Origin of the sequence: Agathobaculum sp. (assembly GCF_034098985.1) — a bacterium.
In the GTDB taxonomy this organism is placed as follows: Bacteria; Bacillota; Clostridia; order Oscillospirales; family Butyricicoccaceae; genus Agathobaculum.
In genome coordinates this window covers 32970-45890 of record NZ_JAXEOA010000030.1, presented here as the reverse complement: position 1 = coordinate 45890, position 12921 = coordinate 32970, and the positions used below count along the sequence as shown (strand labels likewise).

At 59.6% G+C, this 12921-nt stretch carries 8 protein-coding genes; 7 read left to right on the top strand and 1 reads right to left on the bottom strand.

Annotated features, from left to right (window positions below; translation table 11 throughout):
- The first annotated feature begins 11 nt into the window (after nucleotides 1-11).
- From kdpB to SO058_RS10410, 4 genes are all read left to right on the top strand, one after another.
- Complete coding sequence (kdpB, locus tag SO058_RS10425) at nucleotides 12-2078, top strand: potassium-transporting ATPase subunit KdpB (RefSeq protein ID WP_320842938.1); 2067 nt, start codon at nucleotides 12-14, stop codon at nucleotides 2076-2078.
- Between the two features lie 14 nt (nucleotides 2079-2092).
- A complete protein-coding gene (gene kdpC, locus SO058_RS10420) occupies nucleotides 2093-2695 on the top strand; it encodes a potassium-transporting ATPase subunit KdpC (protein ID WP_320842937.1) in 603 nt (200 codons plus the stop codon).
- A gap of 105 nt (nucleotides 2696-2800) precedes the next feature.
- Nucleotides 2801-5494, top strand: coding sequence for a sensor histidine kinase KdpD (locus SO058_RS10415; RefSeq protein WP_320842936.1), 2694 nt, complete (start codon nucleotides 2801-2803; stop codon nucleotides 5492-5494).
- A complete protein-coding gene (locus SO058_RS10410) occupies nucleotides 5487-6179 on the top strand; it encodes a response regulator transcription factor (RefSeq protein WP_320842935.1) in 693 nt (230 codons plus the stop codon). Before SO058_RS10415 ends, SO058_RS10410 begins: the two co-directional genes overlap by 8 nt.
- 36 nt (nucleotides 6180-6215) lie before the next feature.
- On the opposite strand, the gene glgB is transcribed toward SO058_RS10410, so the two are convergent.
- Nucleotides 6216-7997 carry a 1,4-alpha-glucan branching protein GlgB gene (glgB, locus tag SO058_RS10405; protein WP_320842934.1) on the bottom strand — a complete coding sequence of 594 codons (1782 nt, stop codon included), beginning with the start codon at nucleotides 7995-7997 and terminating at the stop codon, nucleotides 6216-6218.
- 179 nt (nucleotides 7998-8176) lie between these two features.
- Here glgB and SO058_RS10400 point away from each other — a divergent pair, with 179 nt between their 5' ends.
- The 3 genes from SO058_RS10400 to SO058_RS10390 all read left to right on the top strand — a co-directional run bounded on the left by SO058_RS10400 (nucleotide 8177) and on the right by SO058_RS10390 (nucleotide 12892).
- Nucleotides 8177-8734 (top strand): RNA polymerase sigma factor, encoded by a 558-nt coding sequence (locus tag SO058_RS10400; protein WP_320842933.1) that lies wholly within the window; start codon nucleotides 8177-8179, stop codon nucleotides 8732-8734.
- The gene (locus SO058_RS10395; protein ID WP_320842932.1) at nucleotides 8727-9500 is read left to right on the top strand and encodes a hypothetical protein; all 774 of its coding nucleotides are present in this window, start codon (nucleotides 8727-8729) and stop codon (nucleotides 9498-9500) included. The genes SO058_RS10400 and SO058_RS10395 overlap by 8 nt, the downstream gene beginning before the upstream one ends.
- A 74-nt stretch (nucleotides 9501-9574) precedes the next feature.
- Complete coding sequence (locus SO058_RS10390) at nucleotides 9575-12892, top strand: S-layer homology domain-containing protein (RefSeq protein WP_320842931.1); 3318 nt, start codon at nucleotides 9575-9577, stop codon at nucleotides 12890-12892.
- Nucleotides 12893-12921: the final 29 nt, after the last annotated feature.

Sequence of the window (12921 nt, the reverse complement as noted above, 5' to 3'; positions counted from 1 at the left end):
GAGGATCAACCATGTCGAACATAAAAAATGCGGCGGTTAGCCGCAGAATGCTGCTGCGCGCGGCGGGCGACGCGTTCCAAAAGCTTGCCCCTCGCAAGCAGGCGGAAAATCCAGTCATGCTGCTGGTCTATGTGGCGGCCATCCTGACAAGCGTTTTGTGGGCCGCGTCCCTGTTTGGCGTCCGCGACGCGTCCTCCGGCTTTACCTTTGCCGTCGCGGCGATCCTGTGGCTGACAGTGCTGTTTGCCAATTTTGCCGAGGCGATTGCAGAAGGACGCGGCAAAGCGCAGGCGGATACACTGCGTGCTTCACGCCGCGACGTGCAGGCGAATAAGATTCCGTCCATGGAAGAAAAGGAGCAGGTGACTGCCGTTCCATCGGCGCTGCTGCGAAAAGACGATCTGGTCATCGTTCGCGCTGGCGAGCAGGTCCCGGCAGACGGCGAGGTGGTCGAGGGCGCGGCTTCGGTCGATGAATCTGCGATTACGGGCGAATCCGCGCCGGTCATCCGCGAGGCGGGCGGCGACCGCTCGGCGGTCACGGGCGGCACGACCGTGTTGTCCGATTGGATCATCGTGCGTGTCACCAGCGAGGCGGGAAACAGCTTTCTGGACAAGATGATCGCAATGGTCGAAGGCGCGGCGCGCAAAAAAACGCCGAACGAAATTGCGCTCCAGATTTTTTTGGTCGCGCTGTCCATCATCTTTATTCTGGTCACGCTGTCGCTGTATACCTATTCGCTCTTTTCCGCAAAGCAGGCCGGCATCGAAAATCCGACCTCGGTGACGACGCTGGTCGCCCTGCTGGTCTGCCTTGCGCCGACGACCATCGGCGCGCTGCTGTCGGCCATCGGCATTGCGGGCATGAGCCGACTCAATCAGGCCAATGTGCTCGCCATGAGCGGCCGCGCCATCGAGGCGGCGGGCGACGTCGACGTGCTGCTGCTGGATAAGACCGGCACCATCACGCTGGGCAACCGTGAAGCGGCGGCATTTATCCCGGTAGACGGGGTGCAAGCCGACGAGCTAGCCGATGCGGCGCAGCTTTCTTCACTCGCGGATGAAACACCTGAAGGACGCAGCGTGGTCGTGTTTGCCAAGGAGAAGTTTGGCCTTCGCGGACGCACCTTATCCGATCAAGACGCGCACTTTGTGCCTTTTTCCGCAAAGACGCGCGTTTCGGGCGTTGACTTTGGCGGTAAAGAGATCCGCAAGGGCGCGGCGGATTCGATCAAAGCATATGTGCTCGCAAACGGAGGGACATATAGCGAGGAATGTGAGAACGTTGTCAAGGGAATTGCGGAACAAGGCGGTACACCGCTCGTGGTGGCGAAAAATCACAAGATCCTCGGCGTGATTCACCTGAAGGATATTATGAAAGAAGGTGTACAGGAAAGATTTGCCGATCTGCGTAAAATGGGTATTAAAACCATCATGATCACGGGCGATAATCCGCTGACGGCGGCCGCGATCGCCGCCGAAGCGGGCGTTGATGATTTCCTGGCCGAGGCAACGCCCGAGGGCAAACTTCAGATGATCCGTGATTACCAGGCCAAAGGGCATCTGGTCGCTATGACCGGCGACGGCACTAACGACGCGCCCGCGCTCGCGCAAGCCGACGTGGCGGTCGCCATGAACACGGGCACGCAGGCAGCCAAGGAAGCGGGCAATATGGTCGATTTGGATTCGTCGCCCACCAAACTGATCGATATTGTCCGCATCGGCAAGCAGCTTTTGATGACGCGCGGTTCGCTGACCACCTTCTCCATTGCCAACGATGTGGCCAAATACTTTGCAATCATCCCGGCGCTGTTTATGGGTCTATATCCCGGCTTGGCCGCACTCAATATTATGCAGCTGCATTCGCCGCAGAGCGCGGTGCTGTCCGCAATTATCTACAATGCGCTCATTATTATTGCGCTGATCCCCCTGGCGCTCAAAGGCGTGAAATACCGCGAACTGCCCGCGGGCAGCCTGCTGTGCCACAACCTGCTCGTGTATGGGCTGGGCGGTATCATCGTACCGTTTGTCTGCATCAAGCTGATCGACCTGCTGCTGTGTTCGGCGGGGCTGGTCTGAGGAGGAACCGAATAATGAAAGCAATGAAAACCATACTGCCGCGCGCATTGGGGCTACTCGGCCTGTCGATTCTGGTGTGCGGGGTTCTGTATACGGGCGCGGTGACCGGGTTGGCACAACTGCTGTTTCCGCATCAGGCGAACGGCAGCATCATCGAGGTGGACGGCGTGAAATACGGCAGCGCGCTGATGGGGCAGCAATATGCGGCACCCAATCATATGTGGGGCCGTCCGGCGAACGCCGACGTGAGCACCTATACAGACGAAAACGGCAACGCGCTGCTTTATGCCGCGCCGAGCAACCTCAGCCCCGCGGGCGGGGAACTGGAAGCGCAGGTTGCTGCGCGCGTGCAGCGGCAGCGTGAAGCCAACCCGGAAATGGGTGATACGCCGGTGCCGGTCGATCTGGTGACCGCTTCGGGCAGCGGTCTTGATCCACACATCTCACCCGCCGCCGCCGCGTACCAAGTGCCGCGGCTGGCGCGGGAAAACGGTCTGAGCGAGGATGAGGTACGCCAGATCATCGCCGCCTGCACGGACGGTAAATTCCTCGGCGTGTTCGGGGAAGAAACAGTCAATGTTCTTCAGGTGAACCTAATGCTGGAGGGTATCTTGTAAGCGTCTTTATAAAATCTTAATTCTTCGTCCATACCCTTAGTGCGGCGTTTATACCGCGCTAAGGGTATTTATGATATAATACTGTTTACGAAAGGGGGCGGAAATGTGGACGAAGAAGCGCGGAGAAATCCGGAGGAACTGCTCAAGGCGATCCGGACGGAGGAAAAAGCACGGGGGCGGGGCCGTCTCAAGATCTTTTTCGGTTACGCTGCCGGAGTCGGCAAGACCTATGCCATGCTGCAGGCCGCGCACGCGGCAAAGCGGCGCGGGATCGACGTAGTCGCCGGCTATATCGAGCCGCACGCCCGCCCGGAAACGCGCGCGCTGCTTGGCGGCCTGGAGCAGGTGCCGCCGCTTGCGGTCGCGCACCAGGGCATCACGCTGCGCGAATTTGACCTGGACGGGACGATCGCCCGTGCGCCGCGCCTTGCGCTGGTCGACGAGCTGGCGCACACCAACGCGGACGGCTGCCGCCACCAGAAGCGCTATCAGGACGTGGAAGAACTGCTGAAAGCGGGCATTGACGTGTATACCACGGTCAACGTGCAGCATATCGAGAGCTTAAACGACATGGTGGCTTCGGTGACCGGCGTGACCGTGCGGGAACGCATCCCTGATCACGTGTTCGATAATGCCGATCAGGTTGAGTTGGTCGATATCGAGCCGGAAGAGCTGATGGAGCGGCTGCGCGCGGGTAAGGTATACCGGAAAGCGCAGGCCGAGCAGGCGCTCGGCAGCTTTTTTGATGTGAAAAACCTGGCCGCGCTGCGCGAACTGGCCCTGCGCCGCTGTGCCGACCGTGTCAACCGGATGGCGGAGCGCGCGCGGCAGGCGCAGCCGGCTGGCTACTACACCGATGAGCACATCCTCGTCTGCCTATCCGCCTCGCCGACCAATCCTAAGATCATTCGCACGGCCGCGCGCATGGCGGGCGCGTTCCGGGGCGGGTTCAGCGCGCTGTTTGTGGAAACGCCCGCATCCGCGCGCATGTCCGAGGACGACCGCCGCCGCCTGCGGCAGAATATGCGGCTGGCGGAGCAGCTCGGCGCGGCAATCGAAACGGTATATGGCGAGGACATCCCTTTGCAGATTTCGGAGTTCGCGCGTCTCAGCGGCGTTTCCAAGATCGTGCTAGGGCGGTCGGTCGCCCAGCGCAAATATATCTGGAGCAAGCCGACGCTGCCCGAGCGTCTCAACGCGCTCGCGCCTAATCTGGATATTTATATTATCCCAGACCAGCGCGCCCGGCACATGCCCGCGGCTGCGCGCCGGCAGGGTTCGGCCGTGTCTCTGCGCGATGTGGCCAAAAGCGCAGCTATGCTGGCGCTGGCGACGCTCATCGGTTTTGCATTTGATAAGCTGGGCTTTTCCGAGGCCAATATCATCACAGTCTATATCCTGAGCGTGCTGCTGACCGCGGTCATCACCGAGCGGCGTGGGTACAGCCTGGTGCTGTCGGTCATCAGCGTGCTGACGTTTAATTACTTCTTTACCATCCCGCGCTATACGCTCGCGGCTTACGACAAGGGCTACCCCGCGACTTTTCTGATTATGTTTGTCGCGGCGTTTCTGACCGGCACATTGGCGGTGCGCCTCAAGCAGCAGGCGCGGCAGGCGGCGGCGACGGCGTTCCGCACCAAGGTGCTGCTTGAGACCAACCAGCTTCTGCAAAAAACGCGCAGCCGGGACGGGATCGCCGGCGCAGTATCCCAGCAGCTTGCAAAGCTTCTGCGCCGTGATATCGTGTTTTACCGGGCGGATGGAAAAACGCTGAGCGAGCCCGCCGTGTTTTTTTTCGGAGAACAGGGCGATGCCGGCGCATACACAAACGATAATGAGCGCGCCGTCGCCGGATGGGTGTTTCAGAACAATAAACGCGCGGGCGCGACGACGGGTACGTTGGGCAGTGCAAAATGCCTTTATCTGGCTGTTCGCATCGGGGACGCGGTATACGGCGTTGCGGGCGTGGCTATTGGCAGCGAGCCGCTCGATGCATTTGAAAACAGCATTATGCTTTCCATGCTGGGCGAGTGTGCGCTCGCGCTGCAAAACGAAGCGACCCAGCGCGAGCGGGAGCAGGCGGCTGTGCTGGCAAAAAACGAGCAGCTCCGTGCAAACCTGCTGCGCTCGATCTCACACGATCTTCGCACGCCGCTGACCGCGATTTCCGGCAACGCGGGTATCCTGCTCGCAAGCGGGGAGGCGCTGGACAGCGAAAAGCGCGCGCGCCTATACGCCGATATTTATGACGACGCGCTGTGGCTGATCAATCTGGTCGAAAACCTGCTGTCGGTCACACGGATCGAGGACGGCACCATGCAACTGCGTCCAACCGCTGAGCTGATGGATGAGGTCATCGCGGAGGCAATGCGGCATGTGAATCGCCGCCGGGGGGGGCGCCATATCGAAGTCCGCCAGCAGGGAGACTATATCCTTGCGCGCATGGATGCGCGGCTGATTGTCCAGGTTGTCATCAATCTGATTGACAACGCGCTCAAGTATACGCCGGCCGACGCGCAGATCGAAGTGCTCAGCGGCGTGCGGGATGGAAAGGCGTTCGTCAGCGTGTCAGATCATGGCCCCGGCATTCCGGATGACGCAAAACCGCATATTTTTGATATGTTTTACACAGCACATTCCGGCGCATCAGACAGCCGCCGCAGCTTAGGGCTGGGTCTCGCGCTGTGCAAATCCATTATTAACGCGCACGGCGGCGATATTACAGTTTCCGATAACCGGCCGCACGGCGCGGTCTTCCGTTTCACTTTACCGCTTGAGGAGGTAACGCTGCATGAATAAGCCGATGATACTGGTCGTGGAGGACGACAGCGCGGTACGAAACCTGATTTCGACCACGCTCGAGACGCATGGCTATAAATACCACACCGCGCCGACTGGGGAGGCTGCGGTTTTAGAGGCTGCGTCCCATAACCCGGACGTGGTGCTGCTTGACCTCGGGCTGCCCGATATGGACGGCGTGGACGTGATCCGCAAGATCCGCTCTTGGTCCGGAATGCCGATTATCGTTATCAGCGCGCGTAGCGAGGATACGGACAAGATCGAAGCGCTTGACGCGGGCGCGGACGATTACCTGACCAAACCGTTTTCTGTTGAGGAGCTGCTCGCGCGTCTGCGCGTGACCTTCCGGCGGCTGCATGGTACGGCGGCGCAGGGCGATTCGTCGGTCTTCCAAAACGGCGCGCTCAAAATCGATTATGCGGCGGGCTGCGCGTTTCTGGACGGACAGGAGCTGCACCTGACTCCCATAGAGTACAAGCTGCTCTGCCTGCTCGCGCGAAACGCCGGCAAAGTGCTGACCCATGCGTTTATCACGCGCGAGATCTGGGGCAGCTCATGGGAGAACGATGTGGCCTCACTGCGGGTGTTCATGGCGACGCTGCGCAAGAAAATCGAGAAAGACCCATCCTCGCCCCTATATATCCAGACCCACGTCGGGGTGGGATACCGGATGCTCAAGGTATAAAAAGAAAATCGCGCCGGAAACCGGCGCGATTTTTCTTTATCCAATTTGCAGAAGCAAACCGCTGTATGGCGGCAGATTCAGCGTGGTTTCGTCCGAATTTGACAAAAAAGAACACGCGGTTTCTTTTGCTGCCCCTCCGAAGCTCACGTTTTCGGTCGACAGCAGCACGGCGGCGGAACCAATGGGCAGCGTGCAATCCGTGCATGGCTCGTCGGACAGGTTGAATACGGCGGCAAGGCGTTCGTCCGCGTTGGAACGCGTGAAAGCGAAGACACAGGGAGCCTCTTCCGGGCTGTCTAACCAAGAGAAATTCCCCGGGGCATAATCGGCGCAAAGCGCGGGATGGGCGCGGTACAACTGGCAGAGTGCGCGGAAAAACGTGTGGAACGCCTGATGCTGCGGGGCGCTGTCAAGCGACCAATCGAGCTCGCCCGCGTCGTCCCACTCGCGCAGCATGCCGAGCTCAGCGCCCATAAAATTGAGCTTTTTGCCCGGATGCGCGAACATATATAAATAGAGTGCGCGCGCCTGCGCGAATTTCTGCGCGGGATCGGCACCGTACATCTTCTGCACGATCGACGCTTTGCCGTGCACGACCTCGTCGTGCGAAAACGGCAGCAAATACCGTTCGTTTGCAAAATATTCCATGGAAAACGTCAGCTTATGCCGGTCGCGCGGGCGCAGATCGGGCTGAGTCTGAAAATATTCGAGCGTGTCGTGCATCCAGCCGAGATCCCATTTGTAGTCGAAACCCAGGCCGCGCTCTGAGACCGGACGGGTGACGCCTGCGAACGCTGTCGAATCCTCTGCGACCAGCAGCACGGACGGATGGCGCTCTTTCAGTCCGGCGTTCATGGTTTTCAGGAAGTCAAGCGCGTCGCCGTTGACGCCGCGCGTCTCGTCGCCCTGCCAGTAAATCAGTCGGGAGACCGCATCCATGCGCAGACCGTCGAAATGGAACTCGCTTAGCCAATAGTTGGCGGCGGACTGCAAAAAGCAGCGCGTTTCGCGCCGCGAATGGATGAAATTAAAGCTGCCCCACTCGCTTTCGCCGACCGCCGCGTGCGGATACTCATATAAATGCGTGCCGTCGAACTGGGCAAGCCCATAGGAATCGACTGCGAAATGCACGGGTACAAAGTCCAATATTGCGCCGATGCCGGCCTGGTGCAGACGGTCGATCAGAATTTTAAGCTGGTCAGGCGTTCCGTAGCGCGAGGTGGGCGCAAAAAATCCGGTATTTTGATAGCCCCAAGAGCCGTCGAACGGGTGCTCGGACAGCGGAAGGAATTCCACATGTGTAAATCCGTGTTCCCGCAGATAGGGAATGAGCAGGTCGGCCAGCTCGTCATAGCGGTACCAGCCGTTTTCCTTGTCTTCAGGGTTGCGCCGCCATGAGCCCGGATGCATCTCATAAATATTCAGCGGCAGATCGGTGCTTGCCGTGCGCGCCGCCATCCACTCGCCGTCGGAAAACCGGTAGGCGTCAAGATCAGTGATGACAGAACAGCAGCCTGGCCGCCGTTCCATGGCAAAGCCGTAGGGGTCGCAGTGCTCGACAACACGCCCGTCCCGCGTGTATATGCGATATTTGTAAAACTGCCCCGCCTTGGCGCTGGGTACGGTGTGCGTAAAGAAACCGCCCGTGCCGTCGCGCGAAAGCTCGTCCTCGCCCCAGCTGTTAAACGCGCCGGTGAGTGTGACTTTTGCCGCGTTTGGCGCAAAAACCCGGAAAACAACGCCATGCTCCACAATATGCGCGCCGAAATACCGGTAGGCGTCGAATATGCGGCCATCAAAAAAATCCTGCCTGTTCATTTCATTCCTCCCCCGCTTTGTACCGGGATGTGTTATGCTTATTATAAAGGCGGCGCGGCGTAAGCGCAACCGACAATCGGCCGCGTCATTGTCCAATATTTTTTTAAAACCCGTGAACCGAACGAACGCCGAAGCGCTCTTATAGACAGGTGCACCGAAAACCGGAAAGGAGGGGCCATATGACCGACGAAGAACTCGTCCGAGACTGGAAAGCCGGCGACATGCAGGCGTTTGACGCGCTGTACGAACGCTATAAGGACGATGCGTTCCGCGTTGCCTGCCTGATCACAGGCACCCGCGCGGACGGAGAGGATCTGGCGCAAGAGGCGTTTGTGATCTGCGCGCAGTCGATCGGCAGCCTGCGGGACGGCGCGAAATTCCGCTCGTGGCTGCTCAGAACGCTGACGCGTTCGGCCTGGAAATACTGTAATAAGAAACGGCGTGAACAGCCGGTGGCCGAATTGTTTGAAACCGGGGAGGGCGAGTCCGCCCTGTCGTCTGTTTTGCGCACGGAGGAGCAGCGGCGGCTGTACGCCGCCATGCAGCAGCTCGATGAAAACCGCCGCACGGTGGTTGTGCTTTATTATTTCAACGAGCTGTCCGTCCGGGAGATCGCACAGGCGACCGGCGTGCTGGAGGGCACGGTCAAGTCCCGCCTGTTTTCCGCCCGCCGCATGCTGCGCCGGGCGCTGACCGAAAGAGAACCGCAAACAAGGGAGGCACCCACACATGGATGACAAGAATTTGAACCGCGCGATTTCGGAAACGCTGCACACGGTAGGCGACAGCCTGCACGCGCCTGCGGAAATGAAGGTCCGCGTGGATTTTGCGCGGAATGCCGCTCCGCGCCGCAAGATGCGCTCATGGAAGCGCACCGCGGTCGCGCTCTGTGCAGTATTCGCCGTGGTCGTGACCGGCGCGCTCGCCGGCGGCAGAATCGTGAGCTGGTCGTCCCACTCGTATCTCGATCAAAAATGGTCGGATTTCGACAGGACGGCAAGCTCGGTGCAGAAATATGTGCCGGGCATGAAATACGTCGAGTCGTTTGAAAACGGCTATACGTTCGACAAGGGCTGGGAAAACACGACCGCCAAAAACGATGAAAGCAACCATGCGGTGGAAACGTTTACCGGTATTATTCTGAATTATCAGAAGGACGGCGCGGTTGTGTCGCTGGACGTCGATCCGCTGCAGGAGGACGCCACGTATTTCTCGCCGTTTGACACGGTGCGCGAAATCGGCGGGCTGGAAGTGCACTACCGTGAAATGCACCAGATCTTCCTGCCGCCCGACGGCAGCGAAAAGCCGACCGCCGAGGAGCAGGCCAAGCGCGACGCGGGTGAGATCAATATCGGCTACGGCTCGGACCAGCGGGAGGAAAACACGTTTTATAGGGTCTGCTGGATCGAGGACGATATGTCCTACTCGATTTACACGACCGACCCCGGCAGCCTGACCGAAGACGATTTCTTCCAGATGGCGCAGGAGATCATCGGCGCATAAACCGATTTACAGAAAGGCCCTGTCAATGTGCAGGGCCTTTTGTTTCATGAACCGGAGAAAATGAGGTGCTTTCCATGAAAAAAAGGCTGATCGCGTTTTTGGCGGCCGCCGCGCTGCTCGTTCCGCTGTTCCCAGCGCCGGCCGGGGCGGCCGGACGCTATGAACCCTACGGCTTTGCTGAAGAAAAGACCAAAAAAACAGACGAGGGGACTTATCATTTGCTGCGGCACGAAAAGAGCGGCGCGCAGGTCGTTTGGCTGGAAAACGACGCGGAGGAGCGCTCTTTTGCCGCCGGGTTCCGCACGCCGCCCGAGGACTCCAAGGGTGCAAACCACGTACTGGAGCACGCGCTGCTGTGCGGCAGCGAGAAATATCCGGTGCGGGAATTGATGCATATTCTGGTAAACAGCTCGGTCGCGAAGGAGCTCAACGCCTACACGTCCGACGATTACACCTGCTATGTGGTGCGCACCCAAAACGAGGCGGATTTTTACAACCTGTCCGACGTGTATATGGACGCGGTGCTCAACCCGCTCGTGCGCACCGAACCGAACATTTTTAAGCAGCAGGGCATCCGCACCGAGTACGCAGACGGCAAAGCACAGTATAACGGCATCGTGTTCAGCGAGCTAAAGCTGCGCAGTCTGGATACAGATGAAAATTCAATCGAGTTTGTCAGCGAACAGATGTACCGCAACTTATATGGGAACGGCGCGCCGACGCTGAGCGCGGGCGGCGCAATCCCGGACATTCTCGATTTGACCTATAAAGATGTGATGCGCGTTTACGAAACATATTATAAGCCCTCCAACATGTTGATTTATCTTTCGGGCAAGCAGGATATCAGCAAAACGCTTAAAATGCTGCATGGATATTTGTCTAAAAAGGAGAAAACCGCCGTGCCGGAGATCTCCATGGACAACGCCCCGCGAATCCCTGCCAAGCGGGTGCAGGAATACCGGATGACAAGCGCGACTAAAACGGTCGATATCGGCTGGATGGCGCATGGGCCTGACGTGCTCGATCTCAAGAAGGCCGAGGCATGGGGGGCGCTGGTCGCGTATCTGCAGGGCGGCCTGCGCGACAAGTTTCCCGACGCGCTGGCCTATACGGTCGGCGGAACGAGCGGCGGCGTTTACAATGTCGGCGTGATGCTGTCGGGCGTGCCGGCGGCGCAAAAGGACGAGGCGGTCAAGGCGTTTGATGCGCTGCTCGCGGACGCGGTGAAAAACGGCATTCCGGCGGAAAAACGGGATGAGCTGCTGGAGGATCAGAAAAACGCGCAGCAGTTTGGCCGAGAGGAGATATTCAACGGCTTTGCCTACGGGGGCGATCCGTTTGCGTGCATTGGACGCGCGCAAACGATCGACGCGCTGAAAAACGAGAACGCGTATTTCCAAACACTGGCTGCCGAATGGCGCGACACCAGCTATCAAACCGTCGTGATCGTGGGAAACGGCGCGGAAAAACCGAGCGTGCCAACCCCGAAGCTGACCGCATCGGAGCTTGAGCAGGTAAAACGCGAAACAGAGGACTTTAATCAATGGGTGAAAACGCCGGATTCCGCACAGGCGATCGCCACGCTGCCGCAGCTTGGGGCGGAGGACTTTTCGGAAGACCCGTTCAGCCTTGCGCAGACGAGCGAGACCACGGACGAGGCGGTCTGGTACCGCACGGAGGACGAGAAAGCGCAAGAGGCGTCGTTCTCCCTATATTTTCCCATCGAAGCCAAGTGGGACGACCTGCCAAAATGGTGCCTGCTCGTGGAATATTTGAGTGACCAAATGGAAAAGAACGGGTTTAGCGGGTATCTGGCGCTTGACGCGGGCGCGCGGTATGACGATCCGGAGACCTTATCGCCCACATTGCGTGCGTGCGGTTCGGCGGAGGCTGGCAAGGCGGGCGAACAAGCCGCAAAACTTGCGGCCTTGCTGAAAGAGCCGCCCGCGATTGATGCATCCGCGCTGCGCGCGTTCCTTGCGGAGCGGAAAAACGCGCTGAAAGCACTCTATTCCAACCCCTTTTATACCGAATATGGCATGATGCTGCGTTCAAACAGCCAGGCAAATCGTTTCCTGTTCGGTGCGCCCGCAGGGTTTGTCGGCTCGTCGACCGTTTACCGCGATTTTATAGACCGTGCGCTCCAGCAGCAGGATCAAGCGGCGCTCTGTAAGGAACTGTCTGATTTGTGGGACAACGCTGTCCGGCGCGGCGGTATTCTGGCTGATTTCAGCGGGAGCAAGGCAGATTACCGCGCGTTTCAAAACGCGGTGAAGCCCGTGCTTGCGGCGCTGCCCGCAGGGAACGGCACATCCTCGTGTGAATTTTTGCCGGGCGGCTGGCCGAGCGCGCTTGTGGTATCCTCCGGCACGCAGGATTCCAACCACGTTATGCTGACCGGCAGCTTCGACATGCCGGAAAACACAGCGGCCCTTCGCGTGCTGGGTTCGGTATTGTCGGCCAAATACGCCCTTCCTGAGCTGCGCGATAAGCGCGGCGCATATGGCACGAACGTGAGTTTTTCCGAAACGGACGTCACGTTTTCCTGCGCGGGCGGTGTGCCGGTGGATCAGGTGATCGAGGTCTATCAGGGCGCGGCAGACTGGCTGCGCGGCCTGTCGCTGACTGGTCGCGAGCTCAACGGGTATGCCATCCGGGCGCTCGGCGAGTTTGACGAGGAGGCGGGATGGTCGCGCGGCAGCGCCGCTGGCGTTGAACGCGCGGGAAGGACACAGGCGGACTTTACCCGCGAGCGGCAGGCGATTCTAGCCGTCACGCTGGACGATCTGAAAGCCTGCGCGCCGCTGCTGGACGAGGCACTTAAACAGGGACGCGTGTTCGCTAACATCAGTAAATCAAACGAAGCGGGCATCCGGTTCCCATTTGCGTGCCGTGTGGATGCGGATACCGGGCGCATCACGCCGCGGCTCAAAGCGGATATCGCGGCATCCGACGACCAGACGCCGTTGACCCGCGGCGGCATGGCGGAATTGCTGGCGGCCAGCCTTATTGACCAAAGCGAACCTGAGCGGCCGGAGCTTGCGCGGTTTTCCGACGTTCTGCCGGGCGGCGGACAGGCAGACGCGCTGGCAAAGCTTTTCGACCGCGGCCTGCTGCGCGGCTACGCGGACGGTACGTTCCACCCAGATGCACCCATCACCCGCGCGGAATTTTGCGTGATCGCAGATGCGCTCGCGGTGAGCGGCGCAGGGGAGGGCGCACCGGCGTTTTCCGACGTGCCGGCTGGCTACTGGGCTTACGGCGTGGTGTCGCGCATGGCGGCACAGGGCATCTTGAAAGGCGAGGGGGACGGTACGTTCCGTCCGGAAAACGCGATTACCCGTGCGGATGCGGTGCGCATCCTGCGCCGCCTCGCGGGACAGGACGCTTGACTTTGCTTTCCCTCTCTGCTATACTGAAC

What these genes read in the sequence shown, in the direction of transcription:
- kdpB (WP_320842938.1), top strand. Translation starts at nt 12, where the DNA reads ATGTCGAACATAAAAAATGCGGCGGTTAGCCGCAGAATGCTGCTGCGC.
- kdpC (WP_320842937.1), top strand. Translation starts at nt 2,093, where the DNA reads ATGAAAGCAATGAAAACCATACTGCCGCGCGCATTGGGGCTACTCGGC.
- SO058_RS10410 (WP_320842935.1), top strand. Translation starts at nt 5,487, where the DNA reads ATGAATAAGCCGATGATACTGGTCGTGGAGGACGACAGCGCGGTACGA.
- glgB (WP_320842934.1), bottom strand. Translation starts at nt 7,997, where the DNA reads ATGAACAGGCAGGATTTTTTTGATGGCCGCATATTCGACGCCTACCGG.
- SO058_RS10400 (WP_320842933.1), top strand. Translation starts at nt 8,177, where the DNA reads ATGACCGACGAAGAACTCGTCCGAGACTGGAAAGCCGGCGACATGCAG.
- SO058_RS10395 (WP_320842932.1), top strand. Translation starts at nt 8,727, where the DNA reads ATGGATGACAAGAATTTGAACCGCGCGATTTCGGAAACGCTGCACACG.
- SO058_RS10390 (WP_320842931.1), top strand. Translation starts at nt 9,575, where the DNA reads ATGAAAAAAAGGCTGATCGCGTTTTTGGCGGCCGCCGCGCTGCTCGTT.